Source organism: Ralstonia sp. 22111 (assembly GCF_052045895.1).
Lineage (GTDB): Bacteria > Pseudomonadota > Gammaproteobacteria > Burkholderiales > Burkholderiaceae > Ralstonia > Ralstonia wenshanensis.
Window position 1 is genome coordinate 565,921 of sequence record NZ_JBQEPR010000002.1, and the last position, 25,629, is coordinate 591,549.

The window sequence follows — 25,629 nt, forward strand, 5'->3', positions numbered from 1 at the left end:
ATCCACCGTGGCTTCCATCATGAACAAGGCTTTCGTCCGGGAAGATTCCGGCGATGACGAAGACGATCTGCCCGAGGGCGCTGCGCCCTTGCCGCCGGGTTCCAAGAACTACATCACGCCAGCGGGCTACGAGCGCCTGCGCACCGAGCTGATGCACCTGATCGACACGGAGCGGCCCGAAGTGGTCAGCATCGTGTCGTGGGCTGCGTCCAATGGTGACCGCTCTGAGAACGGCGACTACCTTTACGGCAAGAAGCGCCTGCGCGAGATCGATCGCCGCATCCGCTTTCTCACGCGCCGTATCGAGAAGGCCGAGGTGGTCGACGCCAGTTTGCAGGGCGACAACGATCAGATCTTCTTTGGTGCAACGGTCACCTACGCCAACCAGCGCGGTGACGAGACCACCGTCACCATCGTCGGCATGGACGAGGTCGATCTGGACATCGGACACGTGAGTTGGATCTCGCCGATTGCGCGAGCGCTGATCAAAGCGCGCGAGGGCGATACGGTGCCGCTGCGCACGCCCACGGGCGTCGAGCAGATCGACATCCTTGAAGTCAAATATCCGCAGCGCTCTGCATGAGTTGTGTCCTCACGCCGGGTGCCCCAGGCAGTAGGCGCCGAAAGCGATGACAGAGCACGCCGAGAGGCGCCGCGCCGTGAGTGACTCCTTTAGGAACAGTCGGCCGAGCAGCGCGGCAAACACCACCGACGTTTCGCGCAGGGCCGACACGGGCCCCATCGGCGCGAGCGTCACGGCCCAGATGACTATGCCGTATGCGATGAGCGAGACCACGCCGCCGCCAAACGTCTTGAGCGTAGCGGCGTCTCGCAGGTCGATGTTTAAAGGGCCTTTCCACACGCGATAGAGCAGCACCATCGGCAGACCGTCGAGCATGAATAGCCAAGCCGAGTACGCATTCGCATTGCAGGCTACCCGCGCGCCGATGCCATCGCACACCGTGTAGCACGCGATGAACACGCCCGTGGTGAGGGCCGCCAGCGTCGAGCCAAGGTCGGCCTTGCGGCCGCGCGCCAGACTCAGAATGCCGCCGCTCACCAGCACCACGCCCGCGAGCGCAGTCGCGCCGGGCATTTCGCCCGCAAACAGTGCGGCGCCCACCGTTACCAGCAGCGGCGACGATCCGCGCGCAATCGGGTACACCTGCCCGAATTCACCAAACCGGTACGCGCGCGCGAGGAACACGTTGTAGCCGACGTGCAGCACCGCGGACAGCGCCACATAAGGCCAAGCGGCCGGCGCCGGCAACGGCAATGCAATCGCCATCGGTATTGCGGCCACGCCAGAGGCCAGCGTCATCAGCGTAATGGCGCGCAGGCGGTCGGAGCCGCTTTTCAGCAAGGCATTCCATGAGGCGTGGAGCAGGGCGGCGCAGAGAACCAGGGCGATGACGGCGGCGGTCACGATGACGATGTGCGCGATGTGCGAAAGCGAGAATCGGGTCGATTTTTCTCACTCGATGCTATGGCAGCGAGAGCAAGAAGACGCCAGCGTAACGCCGCAAAGTGTGATCAACAATCGATATATACTGACTCGATCTGTGCAAAAAACTCACGCGATATGCGCAAGCTGCCCCCTCTGAATGCCGTGCGCGCCTTTGAATCGGCGGCGCGCCATCTCAGTTTTACGCGCGCGGGCGAAGAACTGAGCGTCACGCATGGCGCGATCAGCCGTCATATCCAGGCGCTGGAGGCGTGGCTGGGTGTGTCGTTGTTTCGTCGGCTGAATCGGCGTGTGGAACTGACCGATGCGGGCCAACGCTACCTTGCCGAGATTGGCGTAGCGCTTGACCGCATCAGCATGGCCAGCCAGGCGCTGCGCGACCGCGATGCCGTGCGCATTCTCCGTGTGAACAGCATCCCGACGTTCACGATGCGCTGGCTGATTCCGCGGCTTTCCACGTTTCAGATGCGCTTTCCGCGCGTGGAGGTGCGGCTCACCACGTCGATCGAAGAGATCGCCGACTTGCCTGATCATTTCGACGTGATCATCCGTGGCGGGCCGGAGATTCATGCGGGTTTTCAATCCGGGCGCTTTCTGGACGAGAGCCGCTTTCCGGTGTGCAGCCCGGTGTTGCTGGAGCGCTTGCCGCTATCGACCCCGTCCGACTTGCGGCATCACACGCTGCTGCATTCGGACACGCTGCCTTCGGTGTGGCCCAGCTGGCTGGTGCTGGCAGGCGTGCCGAACCTGCGGCCAGCGCATGCGCTCACGTTCGAGCATTTCTATCTGTCGATTCAAGCCGCCATCGATGGGTTGGGTGTCGCGATGGGACCATCGGCGCTCATCGCGGAGGATCTGGAGGAGGGGCGTCTTGTGGCGCCGTTTCCGGATCTCGCGCTGGTCGCGCGCAGCTACTACTGGTACAGCCCCGCGCGCAATCTGGGTGACGAGGTCGTGCAGGCCTTTTGCGCGTGGCTGGGGGAGGAACGACCGCAACGTCACGCAAACGTGAATACATTTCCGGCCTCCGGTAACGGAGGTAACGCCGCGTAACACCCTAGAGGCGGAGGCGAAACGCGATGCTACGATGCAATCACGCTCGATTGCTTTGAAAAGGAGGTCCCCACATGAAGAAGAACGCATGGATTCTCGCTGCATGCTTGGCGGCTGCCGGTGTCGCTGGTTCGATCGCCTTGCCGGCGCAGGCCCAGGTGTCGATCGGCGTGCAGATCGGCCCGACCTACGCGCCCCCGCCGCCCCAGTATGAGCCCGTGCCAGTCTTGCAGCCGGGCTACGTATGGGTACCGGGTTACTGGCAATGGCGCGACGGCCGCTATGTCTGGCGTCGCGGCTATCGTGAACATGGACGGCCGGGTTACCACTGGCGCGAGCCGCGCTGGGAGCAGGGGCCGCACGGCTGGCAAATGCGTGACGGCGGCTGGGACCGAGGCGACGACGGCCGCTGGCATGGCCGTGGCCGGGATCGCGACGACCGGTATCACTGCCCCCCGGGCCACGCGCGCAAGGGCGAATGCTGACGATGCAACGACAGGCCGGTCATGTACCGGCCTGTTTTTTGCAGGCGATTCTGTCGATGTCGCAACCGCCAAGTGAGAAGTTGCGGCGTCTTCCGGGAGGCAACATGACAATGGAATCGAATTGGCGCACCGAGCTGTACAAGGACTTCGACGTCTACGTGCTGGCCATACCGCGTGCTGAGCGCAAATCCGACAAGGGCGGGCAGGGGCCCACGCAGTGGGATTTTGTCGTGCGCATCTGCGAGTCGGGTGCAGACCCGACGGCGGTCGAAACCCTCGTCGCCCACTCGCACGACGAGCGCCCGCTGCCCACACGTGAGGCCGCCGAAGAGGCCGGGCTCGCGCGGGGCTATGGCTTGATCGATGAATTGCTGGGGCGTAGCCCCGTCCAGCAGTCGATTGATCTCTGAGGCGCGCTTACGCCGCCAGCGCTGTGTCGCGAACGTGCTGGCGTGCGAATTGCCACCACAGCCACGTCGAGTCGGGCCCCGGCGCGTGGAAGGCATAGCGCGGGTCGCCGCCACTCCAGGCGTGGCCCGTGGTGGTGAGTTGGCACAGGCTGACGATGCATTCGCCGTCGCGCATGTCGTTGCGCAGGACATAGCCCTCGCCGCGCGTGGTCTGGCGTGAGACGTTGCCCCCATCGCCAAGATGATTCAGCGCGCGGAACTGCGCGGCCAACTGCGCCTGGTTGGCGGGGTTGACGGCCTCGTCGCGCAGGCCGTGCAACAGCATCGTCGGCATGCCGGGGTAGGTGGCCACGTTCACCACGCTTGAGAGCGCCTCGACAGCGTCGACGCGGGCTCCGCGGCGCATCAGGTTCAACGCAGACGCCGGCGAACGCGCCACGCCCAACGCCGGGCCCGAATGCAGCGCCAACGCGGCGAACAGCTTCGGATGACGCAATGCGATCAGGCCGGCCAATCCCGCGCCGGCTGACAAGCCTGCCAGATACACGCGCGAAGGGTCGGCGCCAGTTTGTTCGAGGGTTTGCTCGATCAGTTGGGCAATGCCGTCCGCCTCGCGCGCGCCGGCGTGCTCGGGGTCATACCAGTGCCAGCAGCATTGCGGATGCGCGCGGCGCGGCTGCTCCGGATACAGCACGATAAAGCCCTCGCGGTCTGCCAGTGCGTTCATGCGCGTGCCATGCGCGAGCACTTCTGCCGATTGCTTGCAGCCATGCAGCATCACCATCAATGCGGGGGGCTTGCTGCCGCGTGTGGGCGGTGTGTAGAGCCAGTATTCCGGCCGGCGCGCCACCACGGCGGGCGACTCGGGTTCGTAGATGAATTGTTCGCGAACGAAGGTGCCCTGGGTGGGTGTGGGGCGTACGCGGCGCGGGCTGTCGCGGCGGGTGGTTGGCTTGAGCGGCTTGACCGGTTTGGGCGGCCATGACTGGCGGCCAAAGCCCGGTGTGGTCAGGGCGTCGACCAGCCGGGTGATGGATTTCATCCAATTACGGTGCATGGCGGCGGCAAAGTGGCTCGGATGAGGACGATGGTGCCCGTGCTCTCCGAGAGGTCGCAAGGAGTTTCGATGTTGGTAAGACAGTGTGCCAGCGATTTTGTTGCAACGCAGCATTCAAAGTGGGCAAAGCGCCTCATGGCCGCCCACGCGGGCGGCAAAGTTTGCAATTGCGCGCGCGACTGTCATGGAGACACCGTGGGTGAGCGGCTACACTGCCGCGACGGGCGAGCCCGACTGGGGCACGCCTTTCTGCTTTCCCGTTCCCCGTTGTGTACTTATGGAGGTCGTTATGGGTTTTTTTGACTTCATCAAAGAGGCTGGCGAGAAGCTGTTCCACGGCAGCGCTGCAGCTGCGCCAGCCGATGCGTCGGCGGATGCCGATGCCGCCAAGGCGGCCGACGATGCCAAGGGCCAAGCCATCCAGGACTACATCGCACAGCAGGGCCTGAGCGCCACGGCGCTGTCAGTGCAGGTGGAAGGCGATGCTGCCAAGGTGTTCGGCGTAGCGCCCGACCAGGCCACGCGCGAAAAGATCATCCTGTGCTGTGGCAACGTCGAGGGCATCAAGTCGGTGGACGACCAGATGTCGGTCAACACCGAGTCGGAAGAGTCTCAATGGCACACGGTGGAGCGCGGCGACACGCTCTCGGCCATCGCCAAGAAGTTCTACGGCGATGCCAACAAGTACCCGGCCATCTTCGAAGCCAACAAGCCGATGCTGTCGAATCCGGACAAGATCTATCCCGGGCAGAAGCTGCGCATTCCGGCGGCGTGATCTGTCTGGCGGTTGCATCAAGACAAAGGGCCTTCGGGCCCTTTTCTTTTGCTCACGCATGACGGTTGAGTGAGACACCTGTCGCATTCATTGCGACGTCTGTCTCGTTCGGCCGCGCTTTGCCGAGACGTCTTCAGGTGCCTGGCCCTCTCCGGTTGCATCGTCGCAAATCCTTGTGCTGAAAGGCTTTGCGGGTAGTTCCCATGCACGCATCCTCTTTGCGCATGCACCTGGCACCCCTCTTGCAATTCCCGGTCAGCCGGCCCAGCAGCCGGACACCGATACGAGAGCAAGAGGAGACTTTGCATGGACCCGACACCGCAACATCTTCTGTGGATGTACGAGAAGATGATCGAGATTCGCCAGTATGAAGAGGCCATGGCGAAGGTCTATCTGGAAGGCAAGTTGCCGCCGAAAATCCAGAAGGGCCTGGCCTTTGATATTGGTGCCGGCCCTGTGCCTGGCGAGATGCACTTGTCGGCAGGGCAGGAACCGGTAGCAGTGGGCGTGTGTGCGCATCTGCGGCCCGAAGACACCGTGGTCGGCCCGCACCGTGCCCACCATTTCGCCATCTCCAAGGGCGTGCCCCTGAACGAAATGACCGCCGAGATCTTCGGCAAGGCAACGGGCCTGGGCCGCGGCAAGGGCGGCCATATGCACCTGTTCCACCCGGAGACCAAGTTCTCTTGCAGCGGCATCGTTGGCGCGAGCATGCCGCAAGCCTGCGGCGCGGCGCTCGCTGCGCGCAAGCTGAACAAGGACTGGGTGGCCATCGCGGTGTTTGGCGAGGGCGCGGCCAACCAGGGCGCATTCCATGAATCGCTGAATCTGGCGGCGCTCTGGAAGCTGCCCGTCGTCTTCATCTGCGAAGACAACAAGTACGGCATCTCGGTCGAGAAGGCCGATTCGACCGCCGTGCCTTCCAACGATGTACGTGCTGCCGGCTACGGCATGCCTGGCGTGCTGGTGGACCGCAACGACGCGGTGGCCGTGTATCACGCAGCCGGCGAGGCGATCGCCCGCGCGCGCCGCGGCGAGGGGCCGACGCTCATCGAGGTCAAGACCGACCGCTACCTCGGGCACTTCCAGGGCGATCCGGAAACCTACCGCCCGAAGGACGAAGCGAAGCATCTGCGCGAGTCCGATCCCATCAACCTGCTCGGAAACAGTCTGCGGGCTTCGGGGCTGCTCGACGGCGACGCAGACACCGCGCTGCGGGCCGCCATCTCGGCACGCATTGACGCGGCCTACGACTTCGGCCGCAACAGCCCGTACCCGGAACCGGGTGAAGCGCTGAATCACGTTTTCGTTCACTAAGCAGCCCCTGCGGCCATCACAGGAGACTCACCATGCAAGCCTCACAAGGCGCGGCGCAGGGCGCGCGCACCCTCACCATGGCGCAGGCCATTTCCGAAGCGATCGGCCAGGAAATGGAACGCGACCAGCGTGTCTTCGTCATGGGCGAAGACATCGGCAAGTACGGCGGCATTTTCAGCGCCACCACCGGGCTGCTCGACCGCTTCGGGCCGGATCGCATCATGGACACGCCGATTTCGGAGACGGCGTTTATCGGCGCTGCGCTCGGCGCGGCGGCAGAAGGATTGCGCCCCATTGCAGAACTGATGTTCGTGGATTTCTTCGGTGTGTGCTTCGACCAGATCTACAACCACCTGGCGAAGAACACCTACATGTCAGGCGGCCGTGTCGCGCTGCCCGCGGTCATCACGACCGGCATCGGCGGGGGCTACAACGATGCGGCCCAGCACTCGCAATGTCTGTACGCCAGCTTTGCCCACATGCCGGGCATGAAGGTGGTCGTGCCGTCCAACGCGTATGACGCCAAGGGCTTGATGATCCAGGCCATCCGCGACGACAACCCGGTCATCTTCTGCTACCACAAGGGCATCATGGGCCTGTCGTGGATGTCCTATTTCGAGGGCAGCACGAACGCGGTGCCAGAAGAGGCCTACACGATTCCCTTCGGGCAGGCCCGCGTGGCACGCGAAGGCCGCGACGTGACCATCGTCACGCTCTCGCAGATGGTGCAGAAGTCGCTGCTGGCAGCCGAGCAACTGGCGGCCGAGGGCATCGATGTCGAGGTGATCGACCTGCGCACCATCGTGCCGCTCGACCGCCAGGCCGTGCTGCGCTCGGTGGCCAAGACCGGGCGTCTGCTGGTGGCCGACGAGGATTACCTGAGTTTCGGCCTGTCGGGCGAGATTGCCGCCATCGTCGCGGAGAACCTCGACACCGTGGCATTGCGCGCGCCCGTGCGGCGGCTGGCGGTCCCCGACGTGCCCATCCCGTACTCGCGACCGCTCGAGCAGTTCGTCATTCCACAGGTCGAAAGCATCGTCGCCCAGGTGCGTGCGCTGGTGCAGCACCAACCCGTTTCCTATTCACTCAAGCGAGAAGCAGCATGATCGACATCGTGATGTCCGACGCCGTCTGGCAGGACGTTGAAGACGGCACCGAGGCCTTATTGCAGGATTGGCTGGTCAAGCCCGGCGATGTGGTGAGCGCGGGCCAGGCACTGGCGGTGGTCGAGCTGGTCAAGACCACGCACGAGGTGGCAGCGCCTGCAGATGGCGTTGTTGCTGCGCTGGAGGTGGCTGCCCAGGACACCTTCGGGCGCGGCGCTGTGCTCGCGCGGCTGGAGCCGAAAGCATGAGTCAGGCCCTGACTTTCGTGCCGGATGCCGGCGAGCGTCGTGTCGTGCCCCTTTCCGGCATGCGCGGTGCCATTGCCCGCACCATGAGCGCCGCGTGGCAGGTGCCACGCGTGGCGCAGTCGATCGAGGTGGAGGCGACACGGCTGGAGGCCGCCGTGCAAGCTCTGCAGCAGCAGCTCGGGCCGCAGTGCAAGGTCACGCTGACGGCCTTCGTGCTGCGTGCGGTGGCGCTGGCACTGCGCGAGCATCCGCGCCTGAATGCACGCTTGCAGGAGAAAGAGATCGAGCTGATGCCCGACGTCAACATCGGTCTGGCCGTCAGCCTGGACGAAGGGCTGATGGTGCCGGTGCTGCGCAATGTCGATACGCAGTCGGTGGCCGACATTGCCGCCGAAAGTCGCCGCCTGGCGGCGGGCGCCCGCGCCGGCACGTTGTCGGCCGGCAGCTATCAGCACGGCACCTTCACCGTGACGAACCTCGGCATGACGGGCATCGACAGCTTCACGCCCATCATCAACGTGCCGCAGGTGGCCATCCTCGGTGTGACGCGTGTTGCCAAGCGGGCGGTGGTCAAGGACGACAGCATCGTGATCGCGCCAATGATGGGCCTGCATCTGATCTTTGATCACCGCGCGCTGGATGGCTACCCGGCCGCACGCTTCCTGACCGATCTGAAGACGCGGCTGGAAACCCTCGAAGGCCTGTGATGCTCGCGCCCGACTTTCTCTCCGACGGAATCCACTGCGCAGAAGAGCAGGACTGGAACCGCGCGCAACTTGCGCAGCCGGTCCAGCGGCCTGCGGTGCGGCTGTGGACGTATGCGGGGCCCGGTGTTGTCCTGGGCCGCGCGCAGGCGGCCTTGCATCCGGGCATAGCAGGCGGTGCAACGCCAGTAGTTGTGCGGGACGCGGGGGGTGGCGCAGTGCTGGCCGGGCCCTGGATGTTGTCGGCGTCGATCGTGCTGCCCGCCGATCATCCGCTCGTCGCGGGCACCGGCACGGTGTCGAGCTACCGATGGCTGGGCGTGCTGCACGCAGGGCTGCTGCGAGATCTCGGCATTCCGGCCTATGCAGTGCCGCCGGAGGAAGTGCGGTTGGCATCGCCGGCCCCGTCGCTCAAGTGGGCCTGCTTCGGTTCGCTGTCGCCATGGGAGGTGGTGGTCGGGCAACGCAAGATCGTCGGCCTCGCGCAGGTGCGCCGGCGCACGGGTGTGCTGCTGACGTGCGGCACGCTCATCGCGTCGCCCGAGTGGCCGCTGCTGTGCGCTGCATTGGGGGCGAACCCGGCGGATGCCCAGCGCCTGCAGGCCTGCACGACGTCGTGTGCCGAGCAGCTGGGTGCGCCGCTGCTGGCGACGGTGCTGGCCGAAGGTCTGCACCACATGCTCGTCGATGTGCTTGGCGAGCATGAGCCCACGAGTGAATCCCGTCATTCCCGCCGCGTGCCGCATTCGGCGCAGTTAACTCGATCCGCCATAGCAGGCCCGTGAGCTGGCGGTCAACGTTGTGCATTTCAACAAGATAAGGCGCGCGCTGTGCACGCCCGATAACGGAGGCAACCAACATGAAACCCACGCCAGCCGCTGGCGCTGCCATGCGTGTTTTGGACAAGCAACCCAAGGTGTCGCGACGCGGCTTTCTGCGCGGTGGCGGCTTGGCCGCCATCAGCGTCACGGTCGTCCCCGCGGCCATGGCGGTCACCAAGGATGTGGTGCTCGAGCAGAGCTTTCCTCGTCTGGGCACCGTCACCGGCAAGACGCTGGTGCGCATGGCGCGCGACATCTATCCGCACGACAAGCTGGCCGAGAAGTTCTACGTGGAGGCAGTCGCGCCCTATGACGCGGCCGCAGGCAAGGACCCCGAAGTGAAGGCGCTGCTGATCGATGGCGTGCGCGACCTGGACCAACGCGCCAAGCAACGTTATGGCGTGCCCTATGCCCAGGTGAAGACCGAGAACGAACGCGTGGTACTGCTCAAGGACATCGAGTCCACGCCCTTCTTCAAGAAGGTCCAGGGCGATCTGGTGACCGGCCTCTACAACAACAAGAAGCTATGGCCGCTGTTCGGCTACGAGGGCTCGTCGTGGCAGAAGGGCGGCTACCTGCACCGCGGCTTTGACGACATCGATTGGCTCTAAGCCTCGGCACATAAAAAAACGGAGACAACCATCATGACGGATCAGGCAAAGTTTTCACTCGACGACGACAGCGTCGTCGTGATCGTCGGCTCGGGCGCGGGCGGCGGCACGCTGGCCAACGAGCTGGCGCAGCGCGGTGTCAAATGCGTGGTGTTGGAAGCGGGGAAGCACTACACGCAGGCCGATTTCGAGAACGACGAATGGGCCATGTTCAACAAGATCTCGTGGCTGGACAAACGCATCTCGGCGGGCGGTTGGCACCACACCAAGACGTATCCGAACCTGCCTGCGTGGATCGTGAAGGGCGTGGGCGGCTCTACGGTGCACTGGTCGGGCGTGGCATTGCGCTTTCAGGAACACGACTTCCACACCAAGACCACGTACGGCGCCATTGACGGGGCCAACGTGCTGGATTGGCCGATCACGCTGTCCGAGCTTGAGCCTTACTACGAACTGGCCGAGAAGAAGATGGGCGTGTGCGGCACCAAGGCCAGCGGCTTGCCCCCCATGCCGCCCAACAATCACTACAAGGTGATCGAGGCGGGGGCAAAGAAGGTCGGCTACAAGCACATCGTGCGGCCGGCGGCGTCGAACTCCGAACCGTACGACGGTCGCCCGGGCTGCATGCAGATCGGCTTCTGCATGCAGGGCTGCAAGATCGGCGCGAAATGGTCGACGCTCTACACCGAAGTGCCGCGTGCCCAGGCCACGGGCAATGTCGAACTGCGGCCCGAGTCGATGGTGCTTCAGATCCAGCATGACAAGCAGGGTCGCGCCAATGGTGTGCTCTATGTCGACAGCAAGGGCCGCAAGCAACTGCAGAAGGCACGGGTGGTCTGCGTGGCAGGCAACTCCATCGAGTCGCCGCGGCTGCTGCTGAACTCGGCGTCGAGCATGTTCCCCGACGGGCTCGCAAACTCTTCAGGGCAGGTGGGCAAGAACTACATGAACCACGCGACGGCAGCGGCGGTGTCGATCCACAAGAAGCCGGTCTACATGTATCGCGGCTTTGACATTGCGGCGGTGGTGGCCGATGAGGTGCCGCTCAATACCAAGCGCGGGTTTGTCGGCGGCTATTACCTCGAAGGCCTGGCCATTCACCTGCCGTACACAGCCGCATTCATGAAGCCGGGCGGCTGGGGGCGCGACTTCACCTCGGCCATGGAGATGTACGACCACATGAGCTGCGTGTGGGTCTGCGGTGAAGACATGGCTCGCGAGCAGAACACCATCACGCTGCACCCCACGGAGAAAGACCAGTACGGTCTGCCCATTCCGATCGTCACCAAGACCTATCACGAGAACGACGAAAAAATTACCGCGCATGGTCTGGTGCAGTGGCGGAAGGTGTCGGAGGCGGTGGGCGCAACGCGCGTGATCGATATGCCTGCCTATCCTGCCAGCCACAACATGGGCACCAACCGCATGAGCGCGAAGGCCAGCGATGGCGTGGTCAACCGCTGGGGCCAGGCACACGATGTGAAGAATCTGTTCATTTCCGATGGCAGCCAGTTCACGTCGAGTTCAGCGGCCAACCCCACGCTCACCATCGTGGCCCTGGCGATCCGGCAGGCCGAATACATTGCCGGGGCATTGAACCGGAGGGAGATCTAAGCCAGTCTGCCCGGTTGCCTGTGCAGCGCCGCTACGTTGCGGCAACCGGGTAAATCGATTAGCGTAGAACCGCATCCGCCCTCGCCCCAAAGGCCGGCAAAAGACCGGCGGCGCGGGCATCGCACCCTTCAAATGCGGCGGCTAAGGAGACAGTCGTGCAGCAAAAAGCACACCGCGCACATATCGAGCGGCTGCTCGCCTTCTCGCAGCAGCCGGGCGAGGCGCAGGGCGTCATCGAGCGCTCATGGCGGCGCTGCCTGGACGACTACGGCCGCGACCCGAGCCGCCCCACACCCGCCTACATCGTCGAGGCACAGCGCCTGCGCGAACACAAGGACCAGATCGAGGACTTCCTGAGCGTCGCGCGTACCGGCATGGAGCAGCTCTACAAGCGCGTCTCCGGCCTCGACTACGTGCTGCTGCTGACCGATGCCTACGGTGTCACGGTCGACTTCATCGGTAACGACAACCTCGACCGCGAACTGAAACGTTCGGGCCTGTACCTGGGGGCCGATTGGAGTGAGTCACGCGCCGGCACCTGTGCGGTCGGCACCTGCATCGTCGAGCAGGCCCCGGTGACGTGTCATCAGACCGATCATTTCGACGCATGCCATATCACGCTCACCTGCAACAGCGCGCCGCTGTTTGACCCGACGGGCAACTTCCTGGGCGTGCTCGATGTGTCTGCGCTGAGTGCGCCGGCGCCGCGCGAAGGGCAACACCTCGCGCTGCAGATGACCGCCATGTACGCGCAGAAGATCGAAGACGCGAACTTCCTGCGCTACTTCCGCGATCAGTGGATCTTGCGGCTGGGGTCAACGTGGTCGCTGGTGGATGTGGACAGCGAAATCATGGTCGCCTTCGATGCCAACGGTGTGATTCGCGGCATCAACAGCGGCGGGCGGCGCAAGCTGCGGCTCGAGAGCGATCCGCACGCCGATGTGCGTGGCCACCTGCTGACCGAAGTGTTTCGCGAAAACATGAGCGAGCTGTGGCGCATCGCCCGGGCTGGCACGTCATCCGAGCGCACGGCAATTCGGATGTTCGATCACGGGCTCTATTACGCGACGGGGATCCCGCCGCGCGGCGCGCCCGGCAAGCCGTCTATGCCGTCCGCAGCGGCGGCTCAGTCGGTGTTGCCGAGCCCCGAGGCCAGTGCTGCGCTGGAGGCGCTGGGCGCCGACGACCCCCAGATGCAGCGGCTGATCCTGCAGGCCAAGCGCCTGGCCAACAAGCCGCTCAACATCCTGGTACAAGGCGAGACCGGCACCGGCAAGGAAGTCCTGGCCAAGGCGCTGCACACGGCGAGCGAGCGTCGCGGCAAGGCGTTTGTCGCGGTCAATTGCGCCGCCATTCCTGAATCGCTGATCGAGAGCGAACTGTTCGGCTACACGCCCGGCACCTTCACCGGCGCACGCAGCAAGGGCATGCGTGGCCTGATCGCCCAGTCAGACGGCGGTACGCTGTTCCTCGACGAAATTGGCGACATGCCGCTGCATCTGCAGAGCCGGCTGCTGCGCGTGCTGTCCGAGCGCGAGGTGATGCCGCTAGGCTCCGAAAAGCCGATTCCGGTCGACCTGCGCGTGATTGCCGCCTCCCATCGCGATCTGCGCCAACTGATTGCCGAGCAGCGCTTCCGTGAAGATCTCTACTACCGGCTATGCGGCGCAACGCTGCACCTGCCGACGCTGCGCGAGCGCTGCGACAAGGATTACCTGATCGCCCGTATCGTCGAAGAAGAAGCGCGCCAGCTGGACATGCACGCGCAACTCGCGCCGGCCGCGCTGGCGGTGCTGCGCAGCTACCCGTGGCAGGGCAACGTCCGGCAGTTGCGCAACGTGCTGCGCTTTGCGTTGGCCATGAGCGACGACGGCCTGATCGATGTCGACGCATTGCCGCCGGAGGTGCTCGAAAGCACGACGGACGCTACGGCCGCCGCAGCTTCCATCGTGGCCGATGCCGCACCGGACAACGAGCGGGAAATCCTGCTGGCGGCACTGCGCCGGAACAAATGGCGCATCACCCACGTTGCGCACGAGCTTGGCATCGCGCGCGCGACGGTTTATCGGCAGATGGAACGGTTCGGGATTGTTGCGCCGAATCAGCAATAGGCGGGGCGCGCTAGGAGGGGGAAGGGCGCCAGTTAGTTGCCTTGGGTGGGGGCGAATTGGATTACTTGCGGGGGAGATGCCGGTGGACACCCTCGGCGAGGCAGAAATGCAAAAAGGGTTACAGGCAGAACCTGTAACCCTTTTTTTATTCTGGTGCCGCTGACCGGAATCGAACTGGTGACCTTCGCATTACGAATGCGCTGCTCTACCGACTGAGCTACAGCGGCGTCGGAAACAGCGATTCTAACAGAACTTTTTGTCGCTCCGCAAGAACCGCTGGAACAACAGTCTCACATGGCCGCGTTACGCCGTTTTCTTGGCTTCGAGGTGATATTGCGTGACGCGATCCACCTCGTTCTTTGACCCCAGGACCACCGCCACGCGTTGGTGCAGCTGTTCGGGTTGGATGTCCAGAATGCGTTGCTCGCCGTTGGTGGCCGCGCCGCCGGCCTGTTCCACCAGGAAGGCCATCGGGTTGGCCTCGTACATCAGGCGCAGCTTGCCGGCCTTGCCCGGTTCGCGCTTGTCCCAGGGGTACATGAAGATGCCGCCGCGCGTGAGGATGCGATGCACGTCGGCCACCATGGAGGCGATCCAGCGCATGTTGAAATCCTTGCCGCGCGGGCCTTCGGAGCCGGCCAGGCATTCGTCGATGTAGCGGCGCACGGGCGGGGCCCAGTGGCGCATGTTCGACATGTTGATGGCGAATTCCTTTGTATCGACCGGAATCTTCACGTCGCGGTGGGTCAGCACGAAGCTGCCGACTTCGCGGTCGAGCGTGAACATGTGCACGCCGTTGCCGACGGTCAGCACCAGCGTGGTCTGCGGGCCGTACACGGCATAGCCGGCGGCGACCTGCTTGACGCCGGGTTGCATGAAATCGGCTTCGGTCACGGCCTCGCCGGCCTTGGGCATGTGCAGCACCGAGAAGATCGTGCCGATCGACACGTTCACGTCGATGTTGGACGAGCCGTCGAGCGGATCGAACAGCAGCAGGTATTCGCCCTTCGGATAGCGGTGCGGAATCTCATAAAACGATTCCATCTCTTCCGAGGCCATGGCGGCCAGGTTGCCGCCGTATTCGTTGGCTTCGAGCAGGACTTCGTTGGCGATCACGTCCAGCTTCTGCTGGGTTTCGCCTTGCACGTTGCCGGTGCCAGCCGAGCCGAGCACGCCGGCAAGGGCCCCCTTGTTGACGCTGTGCGAGATCGCCTTGCAGGCGCGCGCCACGACTTCGAGCAGCAGACGCAGCTCGGCCGGGATGGTGTTGTGCTCGCGCTGCTCTTCGATCAGGTAGCGGGTGAGGTTGATGCGCTTCATGGGTTCTCCTGAGACGGGCGCGATTTTACGATACAAGCGGTGACATTCAGGCCAGCGCCTTGCCGACGATCTCGCGCACGTCGCGCGAGAGGCTCGGATGCGCCGCCACGCGCTTGAGCGCGTCCTGCATGGCGTCGCGCAGCGTGGGCACGTATTTGCGCCAGCGGTCCAGCGCGCGTGCCAGGCGGGCAGAGACCTGGGGGTTGATGGCGTCGAGCGCAAGCACCTGCTCGGCCCAGTAGGCATAGCCCGAGCCATCGGCGGCATGGAACTGCGCGGGGTTGCCCGAGCAGAAGCTGAAGATCAGGGAGCGCGCGCGGTTCGGGTTGCGCAGCGTGAAGGCCGGATGGGCCATCAGGGCGCGCACGGTCGCCAGCGTCGGCTTGCCGGCGGCGCCCGGCTGCATGGCCTGCAGCGAGAACCACTTGTCGATGACGAGTGCGTCGTCGGCAAAGCGCGTATAGAAATCAGCAAGCGCCGCTTCGCGGCCCGGGGCATAGCTGGTGACCATTGCGGAGAGGGCGCCCATGCGGTCGGTCATGTTGGTGGCGCCGGCATATTGCTGTTCGGCCAGGGCCAGCGCCTCGGCGGCTTCGGTTTCCACGAGATAGCCGAGGGCAATGTTCTTGAGTGCGCGCTTGCCTGCAGACACCGCATCGGGCGAGTAGGCGCCTTCGGTCTGGTTGGCCTGATAGGCGTGCAGCAACTCTGCGTTGAGCTTTTCTGCCAGCGTGCGGCGCAGCGTGCGGCGTGCGGTGTGGATGGCAGTCGGATCAGCCACGTCCATGCGCTCGGCCAGATAGCCTTCGGCCGGCAGGATCAGCATCTGCTCGCGGAAGGCCGGATCAAGCGAGGCGTCGGCGACGACGGCACGCAGGGCTTCGACCAGCGCCGGATCCACCACCGGCGCGCGGCCGTGCTGGATGTCCGTCACCATGCGCAGCAGCGTGTCGGTGGCCAGGCGCTGGCCGGCTTCCCAACGGTTGAACGGATCGGAATCGTGCGCGAGCTGGAACGTGAGCTGCTCGGTCGTATAGCCGTATTCAACGATCACCGGCGCCGAGAAATTGCGTAGCAGCGAGGGCAACGGCGCTTCGGCCACATCTTCGAAGACGAAGGTCTGCTTGGTTTCCGTAAAGTCCAGCACGCGCGTGGTCACGGGCGAGGCCGATGCGGTTTCACCACGCAAACGCAGCGGCAAGTCGCGGCCGTTCTTGTCGATCAGGCCGATCGCAAACGGAATGTGGAATGGTTGCTTCTGGATGCCGCTGTTCACTTCGATACCGACCGGCTCGCAGCGCTGGCGCAGCGTGAGTGTGTAGGTATGCGTGGCGGCATCGTGGTGGCCTTCGACTGCCACGACCGGCGTGCCGGCCTGGCTATACCAGCGGCCGAATTGCGTGAGGTCGCGGCCGTTGGCATCGGCCATGGCAGCGCGGAAGTCGTCGCAGGTGACGGCCTGGCCATCGTGGCGCTGGAAGTACAGGTCCATGCCCTTGCGGAAGCCGTCGCGGCCGAGCAGCGTCTGGTACATGCGCACGACTTCCGCGCCTTTTTCGTACACCGTGACGGTGTAGAAGTTATTGATTTCTTCGTAGCTGTCGGGCCGCACCGGGTGGGCCATCGGGCCGGCATCTTCCGGAAACTGCGCCTGGCGCAGCACGCGCACGTCTTCGATGCGCTTGACGGCGCGGGCGCTGGCCGCGGCGGCTTCGTTGCCGGCGGCTGCGGCCATGTCCGCGGAAAACTCCTGATCGCGGAACACCGTCAGGCCTTCCTTCAGGCTCAACTGGAACCAGTCGCGGCAGGTGACGCGGTTGCCCGTCCAGTTGTGGAAATATTCGTGACCGACCACCGATTCGATGTTGGCGAAGTCCACATCGGTGGCCGTCTCGGCATTGGCCAGCACGTACTTCGTGTTGAAGATGTTCAGGCCCTTGTTTTCCATCGCGCCCATGTTGAAGTCGCCCACGGCGACGATCATGAAACGGTCGAGGTCCAGCTCCAGGCCGAAGCGGCGTTCGTCCCAGTGGATGGAGTGGATGAGCGAATCCATTGCGTGGCGGGTCTTGCCGAGGTCATGCGGTTCGACCCAGACCTGCAGCAGTTTCTCCTTGCCCGAGGCGGATTGAATGCGCTCTTCGATGCACTCCAGCTTGCCCGCCACCAGCGCGAACAGATAAGACGGCTTCTTGAAGGGGTCGTGCCACACGGCTTCGTGGCGGCCGTCCGGCAGGTCGCGCTCCGACACGAGATTGCCGTTGGACAGCAGCACGGGGTAGTCCGCCTTCGATGCGCGCAGCGTGACGGTGTAGACCGTCATCACGTCCGGGCGGTCGAGGAAGTAGGTGATCTTGCGAAAGCCCTCGGCCTCGCACTGCGTGAAGAAGTTGCCGTTGGAAACGTACAGGCCCATCAGCGACGAATTGGCTGCGGGATTGCAGTAGGTGGTGAGTTCCAACGTGAAGCTGGTGCCAACATCGGCCGGCACGGCGTCGATGGTGAGGGTGTCGCCCGAGGCTTGTAGGCCGGAAAGCGTTTTGCTGTCGACGGTTGCGGCGGCCAGTTCCAGCCCCTCACCCACCAGCACGAGCGGCCTGCCGGCGTCCGTGCGCGTCATGCGCATGCGGTTGACGACACGGGTGCGCTCGGGCACGAGATCGATCTCCAGGGCCACTTCGTCAATGCGGAAAGCGGGCGCGGTGTAGTCCTTGCGGTAAATCGTGACGGCGGTATCGGTGCGCAACATCGGTAACATCCTTATCTGCGTTGTCTGCGGTCGCAAAAGGCCATTGTACTCAGGCCCTTGGCGGGAATCTTCCGCGCGGGGCGTCACTCTGAGTAACAGAGCGCGCGCAGCCCGCTTCCTGGGCCCGCGACTATCTGTCTGATTGAGAGTAGAGGGATTTTCTATGTGGAAATGGATCAAGACATCGGGCGTCTGGCCGATGGCTGGCGCCCTGATGGCGGCCAGCCTGCTGGCGGGCTGCGCGAGCACGGTCACCAGCCAGGTGACTGCGTTCCGGCAACCCGGCTGGACCGACAACCCGCCGCGCACCTATGCCTTCGAGCACACTGCGGCGCAGCAAAATGATCTCGAACGCCAGACCTACGAGACCTGGACATCAGACCAACTGGCCGCCCACGGCTTTTCCAGCGTGCCCCGTGCCAGCGCACGCTATTTGGTCCGCCTGGACTACTCGACCGCCACGCGGCTCGTGCAGGTGCGCCAGCCCGTGTACCCGGATCCGTATTGGGGGCCGGGGCCCTGGGGGCCATGGCGTAGCCCTTGGGGGCCGTGGGGCCCGTGGGGGCCGCAATATGTGGATACCAACGTGCAGGTGCCGTTCTATGCCTATCACGTGGAAATTGACGAAGCAGCCACCGGCAAGCGCGTTTATCAGGTGACGGCGCAAACGCAGGGTGGGGATGGATCGCTGACGGCGGTGATGCCGTACCTGGTACGCAGCGCATTTGCCAATTTCCCGGCGCCGAACGCGCAGCCCATCGTCGTAGAGCTGCCTGTTGATCCATCGGTGAAACCGGCGGCGAAACCGGCATCCGGGCCGGCACCCAAGTAGGCGCCAGGGTGGGTTTTGGCCGGCTGTCTACGTTAGAATGCGTGACCTAATCTGTAGGCCGCCAGCCGTACCTCGCTTGAGCGTTGTCACTTCATCCCGTCTCGCGCCGACCGCCACCCCTGGCCGGCGCCGCCTCCGCCCCGTCGCTACCCTCCTGACGGTGCTGCGCAACGCGTGCGGCCCCACCCCCGGTTTCTCTCTGTTCCCACTGTTTTTCGCCACTTCGTCTCAGGGAGTTTCTGCCTGAGCGCATGTGCGCCTCATCTGCGGAACTCCCCATCAGGATTCATTGCTATGAACGACAAGCTTCACGACGCCTCGCCGGATTCCCAAGACCAAGGCGCCGAGGCCGAACTGCGCCGCGCGGCGTTTGAATACCATCGCGCCCCCACGCGCGGCAAGATTGAGGTGCGCCCGACCAAGGCGCTGATCAACCAGCGCGACCTGTCGCTGGCGTATTCGCCGGGCGTGGCGTATCCGTGTACCGCGATTGAGCAAGACCCGTCGCTGGCGGCGGAGTACACCTCGCGCGGCAACCTCGTCGGCGTGATCACCAACGGCACCGCTGTGCTGGGCCTGGGCGACATCGGCCCGCTGGCCAGCAAGCCAGTGATGGAGGGCAAGGGGTGCCTGTTCAAGAAGTTTGCCGGCGTCGATGTGTTCGATATCGAGCTGGCCGAGCGCGACCCGGACAAGCTGGTCGACATCATTGCCTCGCTGGAGCCGACGCTGGGCGGGATCAACCTCGAAGACATCAAGGCGCCCGAGTGCTTCTACATCGAGCAGAAGCTGCGTGACCGCCTGAACATTCCCGTTTTTCACGATGACCAGCACGGCACGGCGATCATCTCGTCGGCGGCGCTGCTCAACGGCTTGAAGGTCGTTGGCAAGGACATCGGCAGCGTGAAGGTGGCCGTGTCGGGCGCGGGCGCCGCGGCCATTGCTTGCCTGGACGTGATGGTGGGCCTGGGCGTCAAGCGTGAGAACGTCTACGTGGTCGATTCCAAGGGCGTGATCTACGTTGGTCGCGACGCCAAGATGGAGGCGAACAAGGCGCGCTACGCGCAGGACACCTCGGCCCGTACGCTGGCCGACATCGTGCGCGATGCAGACGTGTTCCTGGGCTGCTCGGCCGCCGGCGTGCTGACCGCCGACATGGTCAAGACCATGGCTCCGAAGCCGATCATCCTGGCGCTGGCCAACCCCGAGCCGGAAATCCGCCCGGAAGTGGCCAAGGCCGCGCGGCCGGACTGCATCATCGCCACGGGCCGTTCGGACTACCCGAACCAGGTCAACAACGTGCTGTGCTTCCCGTACATCTTCCGTGGTGCGCTCGATTGCGGCGCCACCAAGATCACGGAAGAGATGAAGCTGGCATGCGTGAAGGCCATCGCGGAACTGACGGAAGCCGAAACGAACGACGCCGTGGCCCAGGCTTACGCCGGGCAGGACCTGACCTTCGGCCCCGATTACATCATCCCGAAGCCGTTCGATTCGCGCCTGATCGAGAAGATCGCGCCGGCCGTCGCCAAGGCCGCGGAAGAGTCCGGCGTGGCCACGCGCCCGATCAAGGATCTGGATGCGTATCGCGCCCAACTGAGCGACTTCGTGTACCACACGGGCCTGACCATGCGCCCGGTGTTCTCGGCCGCCAAGGCCAACCCGAAGCGCGTCGTGTACGCCGAAGGTGAAGAAGAGCGCGTGCTGCGTGCGGTGCAGACGGTGGTGGATGAAGGCCTGGCCAAGCCGATCCTGATCGGCCGCCCGCATGTGATTGAAATGCGTATCCAGAAGGCTGGCCTGCGCCTGAAGCCGGGCGTGCACTTCGAGCTGGTGGACCCGGAAGACGATCGCCGCTATCACCAGTACCACACCGCTTACCACGAGCTGATGGGCCGCAACGGCGTGACGCCGGACATGGCGAAGTCGGCGCTGCGCCGTTCGAACACGCTGATCGGCGCACTGCTGGTGCGTCTGGGTGATGCCGATGCGCTGCTGTGCGGCACGGTCGGCCGCTTTGACGCCCATCTGGAACACGTGCGCGACGTGATCGGCCTGGCCCCGAACGCCAAGGTGTTCGCGGCCATGAACGGCCTGATGCTGGAGAAGCACACGCTGTTCATCACCGACACGTTCGTCAACGAGATGCCGAGCGCAGAAGAGCTGGCCGATATCACCAAGCTGGCGGCAGAAGAAGTGCGCCGTTTCGGCCAGGAGCCGAAGGTGGCGATGCTGTCGCACTCGATGTTCGGCTCGTCGAAAAACGCCTCGGCCCGCCGCATGCGCGCTGCGTATGACCTGCTGAAGACCGAAGCACCGGATCTGCAGGTGGAAGGGGAGATCCAGGGCGACGCGGCGTTGTCGGAAGATATCCGCCACCACTTCCTGCCGAAGAGCGCCTTCTCGGGCAGCGCCAACCTACTGGTGATGCCGTCGCTCGATGCCGCCAACATCGCGTTCAACCTGCTCAAGATCACGGGCGGGCAGGGCGTGACGGTGGGCCCGATCCTGCTGGGCGCGGCCAAGCCGGTGCACATCCTGAACCCGTCGGCCACATCGCGCCGCATCGTCAACATGACGGCGCTGGCGGTGGCAGACGTGTCGGCTACGCGTTGATCGTTTGATCCGGTATTTGGGCCGCTGAAGGTTGGCGGCCCAAAAGAAAACGGCGCCTGGGGAAAATCCAGGCGCCGTTTTTCTTTGCTGCCGACTGCTTAGAACTTTGCGCGGATGCCCACGCCGAAGGTGTCGGCCGAGCTCAGGTTCGTCACCTTGTCGCGCATGTACGCGGCGTACACATCGGTGCGCTTGGACAGCGAGTAGTCGTAGCCGACTGCCCACGTGTTGCGCTTCACGTCAGCCGCACCCGAGGTCTTCGTGTACGCGTACGACGCCAGGATGCTGCCCGGGCCCACAGGCACCGACACGCCCAGTTGGCCGCCGTTGCTCTTCGCGTCGCCCGAATTGATGGCGTTCTTGATGTACTGGTACTGGCCGTAGACCTTGGCCACGCCAAAGTCGTACGTGGCGCCCAGTTGCGCCGCCGACTGGCGCGAGAAGCCTGCCACCAGCGCGTTCAGGTCACCCGGCGCGCCGTCGAAGCGCACCTGCTGGAAGGCTGCCGTGGCCGCGAAGTTGCCATGGAAGTACAGGAAGTTGCCGCCCCACTTGTTCTGGCCGTTATGGCCGGCTTGCTCACCCGCGCCGTAGATGAAGTTGGCGGTCAGGCCGTTGAAGTCCGGCGTGGAGTACATGATCGAGTTGTTCCAGCCCGAATCGCCAACCAGACCCGAGATGCCGCCGGGGCCGCTCAGGCCGTTACCGAGGTAGGTGTGCAACACCATCGGCGAGAACGTGTACGAATCGATGAACGGGTTGAACAGGATCGTCGAGACAAAGTACGGTGGCGTCAGGCGGCCGAGCTTGATCGAGCCCCACGTGCTCGATTGCAGGCCCACGAACGAGTTGCGGGCGAAGAACGTATCGCCGTCAAAACGGCCGGACTTGCCGGTGTCCGGGCGGAAGAACGCTTCCAGCGTGAAGATCGCCTTCAGGCCGTTGCCCAGATCTTCGCTGCCCTTCATACCCCAGTACGAGGTCGACATCCCGCCCGAGTTCACCCCCCAGGCGCGATCCGATGCGCCCAGACTCTTGGTGGCGCCCGCCCAGGCATCCACCTGGCCGTACAGCGTGACGGACGATTGCGCTTGCGCACCGGCACTTGCTGCCCCCAGTGCCGATGCCACTGCCAGCGCGGCCACGCCACGCTTGAATTTCGACTGCATTGCTACCTCCTTTGTTGTTGAAGATCACTGCGGGTTGCGCCGCATTCTTTGATGCGGTCACAGGCCGGCTGGTCAGGCTCCATGCCGATCGGTGTCCCATGCCCCATGACACCGTGCCCACAGCGTTGTTTTTGCTGATGAACCTGAAAAATCAGTGTGCTGCAATCAAATCGGCCAAGCGGAAACCCGCGATGCGATGAATCTGTTCGAGCGACGCACGTAGCTCGGTATCGCGGTCGTTCTCAACGCGCTGGCTGAAGTTCTCGATGATTCCGTGGCGGTCATAGCCGCGCACCGCCAGGATGAACGGGAAGCCGAACTTCTCGTTGTACTGGGCGTTGAGTGCCTGCAGGCGTGCAAATTCTTCCGGCGTGCACAGGTTCAGGCCCGCGCCGCTTTGTTCGCGCGTCGACTCGGCGGTCAGCTCACCACGCACGGCGGCCTTGCCCGCCAACTCCGGGTGGGCGCGCACGAGTTTGAGCTGCGGCTCGATGCCCGCGGTGTCGACGACATTGCGCATGGCAGCCGCGAGCGCCTCGGGCGAAGCAAACGGTCGTTGTGTGGCGGCCTGTTCAGCAACCCAGGGCGAGTGCTCGTAGATGCCACCCAGGACTTGCACGAACTGCGATGCGTCCATGCCGTTGAGTTGCGAGAGGGTATAGGTGGTCTGGCTCATGCTGCGGTGCTCAAAACGGGTTGCTTGGCATACGGATGGTTCTGGATCCAGTGCTGCGCGATGTCGATGCGCCGGCAGATCCAGACCTTGTCGTGCGATTGCACGTAGTCAAGGAAGCGCTGCAGCGCACGGAAGCGCGCGGGGCGGCCCAGCAGGCGGCAGTGCATGCCGATCGACAGCATCTTCGGCCGTGCGAGGCCGTTGGGATCGCCTTCTTCGTACAGCACGTCGAAGGCGTCCTTCAGGTACTGGTAGAAGTGGTCGGCTGTGTTGAAGCCTTGCGGGCTGGCAAAGCGCATGTCGTTGGTGTCGAGCGTGTACGGCACCACCAGGTGCGGCTTGTTCTCGCCCGACGAGGTTTGCACTTCGGTCCAGAACGGCAGGTCGTCGCCGTAGTAGTCGGCGTCGTAGGCAAAGCCGCCGTGCTCGACCACCAGGCGGCGCGTGTTGGGGCTGTCGCGGCCGGTGTACCAGCCCAGCGGCGCGTTGCCGGTCAGCTCGCGGATGATCTCGACGCCAATGCGCATGTGCTCGCGTTCGGTCGCCTCGTCGATGTTCTGGTAGTGAATCCAGCGCCAGCCGTGACAGGCGATTTCGTGGCCCAGATCAACAAAGGCTTGCGTCACGTCCGGATGCCGTTGCAGGGCCATCGACACACCGAAGATCGTCAGCGGCAGGCCGCGCTTTTCAAACTCGCGCAGGATGCGCCACACGCCCGCCCGCGAGCCGTATTCGTAGATGCCCTCCATGCTCATGTGGCGGTCGGGGTAGGCCGCAGCGCCAATGATTTCCGAGAGGAATTGCTCGGAACCGGCGTCGCCGTGCAAGACGCAGTTTTCACCGCCTTCCTCGTAGTTGAGGACGAACTGCAGTGCTACGCGCGCGCCGCCCGGCCAATTGGCGTTGGGCGGGTTCTTGCCGTAACCGATGAGATCGCGCGGATAGTTATTGTTTGTCATGGTTTTTTCATGTCGAGGAGACTTCATACAACACCGGTCAGACAGTGGAATGCGGCTTTCCAAATTCACGACATCACAGCGGCGTCATGAACGAGACAAAGCGCCATTGCGTCAGGCCGGAACTGCTCGGGCAGCCTGCGCCAGTTCCAGCGCGAGCTTCCGGTGAACCGTGAGATGGGCGTCGAGTTCCAGCGTGGTCAGGCGGCCGTCTTCGACGACCACGCGCCCGTTGATCACGCTGTGCGCCACGTTGGACGGGGCGCAGAACACCAGCGCCGCAACCGGGTCGTGGTCGGCGCCGGCAAAGCTGACTTGGTGACGATCGAAGCTGACAAAGTCGGCCGACATGCCGGGTGCGAGCGCACCAATGTCGTCGCGGTTGAGCACGCGCGCGCCGCCGAGCGTGGCGATCTCCAGCGCCTCGCGCGCGCTCATCGCCGCGGGGCCAAAGCCGACGCGTGCGAGCAGCATGGCCTGGCGTGTCTCGCCCAGCATGTGCGCGCCATCGTTCGACGCGCTGCCATCCACGCCCAGGCCGACCGGCACGCCGGCATCGCGCATGGTGCGGATCGGGGCGATGCCGGAAGCCAGTCGCATGTTCGAGCACGGGCAATGTGCAACGCCGGTGCCGGTGCGTGCGAAGACGTCGATGCCGTGGGCGTCGAGCTTGACGCAGTGCGCATGCCAGACGTCGCGGCCGACCCACCCGAGGTCTTCTGCGTACTCGGCGGGCGTCATGCCGAACTTCTCGCGCGAGTAAGCGATGTCGTTATCGTTCTCGGCCAGGTGTGTGTGCATCGACACGCCGTAGCTGCGCGCGAGCTTGGCTGATTCGCGCATCAGGTCGCGCGAGACAGAGAAGGGCGAGCACGGTGCCACCACAATACGCAGCATCGAATGGCGATCGGCGTTGTGCCAGGTTTCAATCAGGCGCTGCGTTTCCTTCAGGATGGCCTCTTCGCCTTCGACCACGCGGTCCGGCGGCAAACCGCCCTGGCTGCGGCCGACGCTCATGCTGCCGCGCGCCGCGTGAAAACGCATGCCGATCTGCTGTGCGGCTTCGATCGAGTCATCGAGCCGGCTGCCGTTCGGGTAGAGATACAGGTGATCGCTGGAGGTCGTGCAACCCGACAGCAGCAGTTCGGCCATCGCCGTGAGCGTCGACACGCGCACCATTTCCGGCGTGAGACCTGCCCACACCGGATACAGGTTGGTCAGCCAGCCGAACAGTTCGGCGTCCTGCGCGGCCGGCAGGGCGCGCGTCAGGCTCTGATACATGTGATGGTGCGTGTTGACGAAGCCCGGCGTGACCACGTGGTCGCGCAGCTCCATCACACGCACATTCGGCTGACCGATTGCCTCGCGATACTGCGACGGCAGATCCGCCGTGGCGCCGATCCATTCGATCACGCCACCGCGCGCAACCAGTGCGCCGTCGGGGATCTCGCGGCGTTGCGCATCCATGGTGACCAGCACGTCGGCATGACGGGCGATCAGAAGCGGGTCGTTGTGCGCGACAGTGGCGGTCATG

23 protein-coding genes and 1 tRNA gene are annotated in these 25,629 nt (G+C 64.4%); 15 read left to right on the forward strand and 9 right to left on the reverse strand.

The window, feature by feature from the left end; genetic code table 11:
* Positions 1-19: 19 nt before the first annotated feature.
* Positions 20-583, forward strand: coding sequence for a transcription elongation factor GreB (gene greB / locus ACTJK4_RS08900; protein ID WP_260801869.1), 564 nt, complete (start codon positions 20-22; stop codon positions 581-583).
* Between the two features lie 9 nt (positions 584-592).
* Here the strand turns inward: greB and ACTJK4_RS08905 are convergent, their stop codons facing one another.
* On the reverse strand, positions 593-1,426 hold the full coding sequence (locus tag ACTJK4_RS08905) for a DMT family transporter (RefSeq protein ID WP_260801868.1): 834 nt from the start codon (positions 1,424-1,426) through the stop codon (positions 593-595).
* A 156-nt stretch (positions 1,427-1,582) separates the two neighbouring features.
* On the opposite strand from ACTJK4_RS08905, the gene gcvA reads away from it, so the two are divergent.
* From gcvA to ACTJK4_RS08920, 3 genes are all read left to right on the forward strand, one after another.
* Positions 1,583-2,518, forward strand: a complete 936-nt coding sequence (gene gcvA / locus ACTJK4_RS08910) for a transcriptional regulator GcvA (protein WP_260801867.1) — start codon at positions 1,583-1,585, stop codon at positions 2,516-2,518.
* A 74-nt stretch (positions 2,519-2,592) separates the two neighbouring features.
* Positions 2,593-3,003: a hypothetical protein gene (locus tag ACTJK4_RS08915; RefSeq protein WP_232040564.1), complete on the forward strand. Its 411-nt coding sequence runs from the start codon at positions 2,593-2,595 to the stop codon at positions 3,001-3,003.
* A 104-nt stretch (positions 3,004-3,107) separates the two neighbouring features.
* Entirely contained in the window at positions 3,108-3,413 is a 306-nt protein-coding gene (locus tag ACTJK4_RS08920; RefSeq protein WP_232040563.1) for a hypothetical protein, read from the forward strand.
* A gap of 7 nt (positions 3,414-3,420) precedes the next feature.
* Here the strand turns inward: ACTJK4_RS08920 and ACTJK4_RS08925 are convergent, their stop codons facing one another.
* A complete protein-coding gene (locus ACTJK4_RS08925; protein ID WP_440817546.1) occupies positions 3,421-4,455 on the reverse strand; it encodes an extracellular catalytic domain type 1 short-chain-length polyhydroxyalkanoate depolymerase in 1,035 nt (344 codons plus the stop codon).
* A 304-nt stretch (positions 4,456-4,759) separates the two neighbouring features.
* Here ACTJK4_RS08925 and lysM point away from each other — a divergent pair, with 304 nt between their 5' ends.
* From lysM to ACTJK4_RS08970, 9 genes are all read left to right on the forward strand, one after another.
* A complete protein-coding gene (gene lysM / locus ACTJK4_RS08930; RefSeq protein WP_009241111.1) occupies positions 4,760-5,245 on the forward strand; it encodes a peptidoglycan-binding protein LysM in 486 nt (161 codons plus the stop codon).
* Positions 5,246-5,551: 306 nt separating this feature from the next.
* Positions 5,552-6,562 (forward strand): thiamine pyrophosphate-dependent dehydrogenase E1 component subunit alpha, encoded by a 1,011-nt coding sequence (locus tag ACTJK4_RS08935; RefSeq protein WP_260801865.1) that lies wholly within the window; start codon positions 5,552-5,554, stop codon positions 6,560-6,562.
* 32 nt (positions 6,563-6,594) lie between these two features.
* On the forward strand, positions 6,595-7,668 hold the full coding sequence (locus tag ACTJK4_RS08940) for an alpha-ketoacid dehydrogenase subunit beta (protein WP_260801864.1): 1,074 nt from the start codon (positions 6,595-6,597) through the stop codon (positions 7,666-7,668).
* Positions 7,665-7,916, forward strand: coding sequence for a lipoyl domain-containing protein (locus ACTJK4_RS08945; protein WP_232040559.1), 252 nt, complete (start codon positions 7,665-7,667; stop codon positions 7,914-7,916). Before ACTJK4_RS08940 ends, ACTJK4_RS08945 begins: the two co-directional genes overlap by 4 nt.
* Positions 7,913-8,623 carry a dihydrolipoamide acetyltransferase family protein gene (locus tag ACTJK4_RS08950; RefSeq protein WP_440817550.1) on the forward strand — a complete coding sequence of 237 codons (711 nt, stop codon included), beginning with the start codon at positions 7,913-7,915 and terminating at the stop codon, positions 8,621-8,623. Before ACTJK4_RS08945 ends, ACTJK4_RS08950 begins: the two co-directional genes overlap by 4 nt.
* Complete coding sequence (locus ACTJK4_RS08955) at positions 8,623-9,405, forward strand: lipoate--protein ligase family protein (RefSeq protein WP_440817552.1); 783 nt, start codon at positions 8,623-8,625, stop codon at positions 9,403-9,405. The genes ACTJK4_RS08950 and ACTJK4_RS08955 overlap by 1 nt, the downstream gene beginning before the upstream one ends.
* A 74-nt stretch (positions 9,406-9,479) precedes the next feature.
* Entirely contained in the window at positions 9,480-10,052 is a 573-nt protein-coding gene (locus tag ACTJK4_RS08960) for a gluconate 2-dehydrogenase subunit 3 family protein (protein ID WP_316869872.1), read from the forward strand.
* Positions 10,053-10,085: 33 nt separating this feature from the next.
* Positions 10,086-11,666 (forward strand): GMC family oxidoreductase, encoded by a 1,581-nt coding sequence (locus tag ACTJK4_RS08965; RefSeq protein ID WP_316869871.1) that lies wholly within the window; start codon positions 10,086-10,088, stop codon positions 11,664-11,666.
* A 155-nt stretch (positions 11,667-11,821) separates the two neighbouring features.
* Positions 11,822-13,777 carry a sigma-54-dependent Fis family transcriptional regulator gene (locus tag ACTJK4_RS08970; RefSeq protein ID WP_440817556.1) on the forward strand — a complete coding sequence of 652 codons (1,956 nt, stop codon included), beginning with the start codon at positions 11,822-11,824 and terminating at the stop codon, positions 13,775-13,777.
* 151 nt (positions 13,778-13,928) lie between these two features.
* Here the strand turns inward: ACTJK4_RS08970 and ACTJK4_RS08975 are convergent.
* From ACTJK4_RS08975 to pepN, 3 genes are all read right to left on the reverse strand, one after another.
* Positions 13,929-14,004: transfer RNA gene (locus ACTJK4_RS08975), tRNA-Thr, on the reverse strand.
* A gap of 76 nt (positions 14,005-14,080) precedes the next feature.
* Positions 14,081-15,097 (reverse strand): class 1 fructose-bisphosphatase, encoded by a 1,017-nt coding sequence (locus tag ACTJK4_RS08980; protein WP_232040504.1) that lies wholly within the window; start codon positions 15,095-15,097, stop codon positions 14,081-14,083.
* Between the two features lie 46 nt (positions 15,098-15,143).
* A complete protein-coding gene (gene pepN / locus ACTJK4_RS08985) occupies positions 15,144-17,846 on the reverse strand; it encodes an aminopeptidase N (RefSeq protein WP_440817558.1) in 2,703 nt (900 codons plus the stop codon).
* Between the two features lie 163 nt (positions 17,847-18,009).
* On the opposite strand from pepN, the gene ACTJK4_RS08990 reads away from it, so the two are divergent.
* Together ACTJK4_RS08990 and ACTJK4_RS08995 are read left to right on the forward strand one after the other, a co-directional pair.
* Entirely contained in the window at positions 18,010-18,678 is a 669-nt protein-coding gene (locus tag ACTJK4_RS08990) for a DUF4136 domain-containing protein (RefSeq protein ID WP_232040502.1), read from the forward strand.
* Between the two features lie 294 nt (positions 18,679-18,972).
* On the forward strand, positions 18,973-21,294 hold the full coding sequence (locus ACTJK4_RS08995; protein WP_316878981.1) for an NADP-dependent malic enzyme: 2,322 nt from the start codon (positions 18,973-18,975) through the stop codon (positions 21,292-21,294).
* Positions 21,295-21,392: 98 nt separating this feature from the next.
* Here ACTJK4_RS08995 and ACTJK4_RS09000 read toward each other — a convergent pair whose 3' ends face one another.
* From ACTJK4_RS09000 to ACTJK4_RS09015, 4 genes are all read right to left on the reverse strand, one after another.
* Entirely contained in the window at positions 21,393-22,463 is a 1,071-nt protein-coding gene (locus ACTJK4_RS09000) for a porin (RefSeq protein ID WP_440817563.1), read from the reverse strand.
* A gap of 151 nt (positions 22,464-22,614) precedes the next feature.
* On the reverse strand, positions 22,615-23,139 hold the full coding sequence (gene uraD / locus ACTJK4_RS09005) for a 2-oxo-4-hydroxy-4-carboxy-5-ureidoimidazoline decarboxylase (RefSeq protein WP_440817566.1): 525 nt from the start codon (positions 23,137-23,139) through the stop codon (positions 22,615-22,617).
* Entirely contained in the window at positions 23,136-24,098 is a 963-nt protein-coding gene (puuE, locus tag ACTJK4_RS09010; protein WP_440817569.1) for an allantoinase PuuE, read from the reverse strand. The genes uraD and puuE overlap by 4 nt, the downstream gene beginning before the upstream one ends.
* Before the next feature lie 111 nt (positions 24,099-24,209).
* On the reverse strand, positions 24,210-25,628 hold the full coding sequence (locus ACTJK4_RS09015; RefSeq protein WP_316869803.1) for an 8-oxoguanine deaminase: 1,419 nt from the start codon (positions 25,626-25,628) through the stop codon (positions 24,210-24,212).
* Position 25,629 lies beyond the last annotated feature (1 nt).

What these genes read in the sequence shown, in the direction of transcription:
- greB (WP_260801869.1), top strand. Translation starts at nt 20, where the DNA reads ATGAACAAGGCTTTCGTCCGGGAAGATTCCGGCGATGACGAAGACGAT.
- gcvA (WP_260801867.1), top strand. Translation starts at nt 1,583, where the DNA reads ATGCGCAAGCTGCCCCCTCTGAATGCCGTGCGCGCCTTTGAATCGGCG.
- ACTJK4_RS08915 (WP_232040564.1), top strand. Translation starts at nt 2,593, where the DNA reads ATGAAGAAGAACGCATGGATTCTCGCTGCATGCTTGGCGGCTGCCGGT.
- ACTJK4_RS08920 (WP_232040563.1), top strand. Translation starts at nt 3,108, where the DNA reads ATGACAATGGAATCGAATTGGCGCACCGAGCTGTACAAGGACTTCGAC.
- ACTJK4_RS08925 (WP_440817546.1), bottom strand. Translation starts at nt 4,455, where the DNA reads ATGAAATCCATCACCCGGCTGGTCGACGCCCTGACCACACCGGGCTTT.
- lysM (WP_009241111.1), top strand. Translation starts at nt 4,760, where the DNA reads ATGGGTTTTTTTGACTTCATCAAAGAGGCTGGCGAGAAGCTGTTCCAC.
- ACTJK4_RS08935 (WP_260801865.1), top strand. Translation starts at nt 5,552, where the DNA reads ATGGACCCGACACCGCAACATCTTCTGTGGATGTACGAGAAGATGATC.
- ACTJK4_RS08940 (WP_260801864.1), top strand. Translation starts at nt 6,595, where the DNA reads ATGCAAGCCTCACAAGGCGCGGCGCAGGGCGCGCGCACCCTCACCATG.
- ACTJK4_RS08945 (WP_232040559.1), top strand. Translation starts at nt 7,665, where the DNA reads ATGATCGACATCGTGATGTCCGACGCCGTCTGGCAGGACGTTGAAGAC.
- ACTJK4_RS08950 (WP_440817550.1), top strand. Translation starts at nt 7,913, where the DNA reads ATGAGTCAGGCCCTGACTTTCGTGCCGGATGCCGGCGAGCGTCGTGTC.
- ACTJK4_RS08955 (WP_440817552.1), top strand. Translation starts at nt 8,623, where the DNA reads ATGCTCGCGCCCGACTTTCTCTCCGACGGAATCCACTGCGCAGAAGAG.
- ACTJK4_RS08960 (WP_316869872.1), top strand. Translation starts at nt 9,480, where the DNA reads ATGAAACCCACGCCAGCCGCTGGCGCTGCCATGCGTGTTTTGGACAAG.
- ACTJK4_RS08965 (WP_316869871.1), top strand. Translation starts at nt 10,086, where the DNA reads ATGACGGATCAGGCAAAGTTTTCACTCGACGACGACAGCGTCGTCGTG.
- ACTJK4_RS08980 (WP_232040504.1), bottom strand. Translation starts at nt 15,097, where the DNA reads ATGAAGCGCATCAACCTCACCCGCTACCTGATCGAAGAGCAGCGCGAG.
- pepN (WP_440817558.1), bottom strand. Translation starts at nt 17,846, where the DNA reads ATGTTGCGCACCGATACCGCCGTCACGATTTACCGCAAGGACTACACC.
- ACTJK4_RS08990 (WP_232040502.1), top strand. Translation starts at nt 18,010, where the DNA reads ATGTGGAAATGGATCAAGACATCGGGCGTCTGGCCGATGGCTGGCGCC.
- ACTJK4_RS08995 (WP_316878981.1), top strand. Translation starts at nt 18,973, where the DNA reads ATGAACGACAAGCTTCACGACGCCTCGCCGGATTCCCAAGACCAAGGC.
- ACTJK4_RS09000 (WP_440817563.1), bottom strand. Translation starts at nt 22,463, where the DNA reads ATGCAGTCGAAATTCAAGCGTGGCGTGGCCGCGCTGGCAGTGGCATCG.
- uraD (WP_440817566.1), bottom strand. Translation starts at nt 23,139, where the DNA reads ATGAGCCAGACCACCTATACCCTCTCGCAACTCAACGGCATGGACGCA.
- puuE (WP_440817569.1), bottom strand. Translation starts at nt 24,098, where the DNA reads ATGACAAACAATAACTATCCGCGCGATCTCATCGGTTACGGCAAGAAC.
- ACTJK4_RS09015 (WP_316869803.1), bottom strand. Translation starts at nt 25,628, where the DNA reads ATGACCGCCACTGTCGCGCACAACGACCCGCTTCTGATCGCCCGTCAT.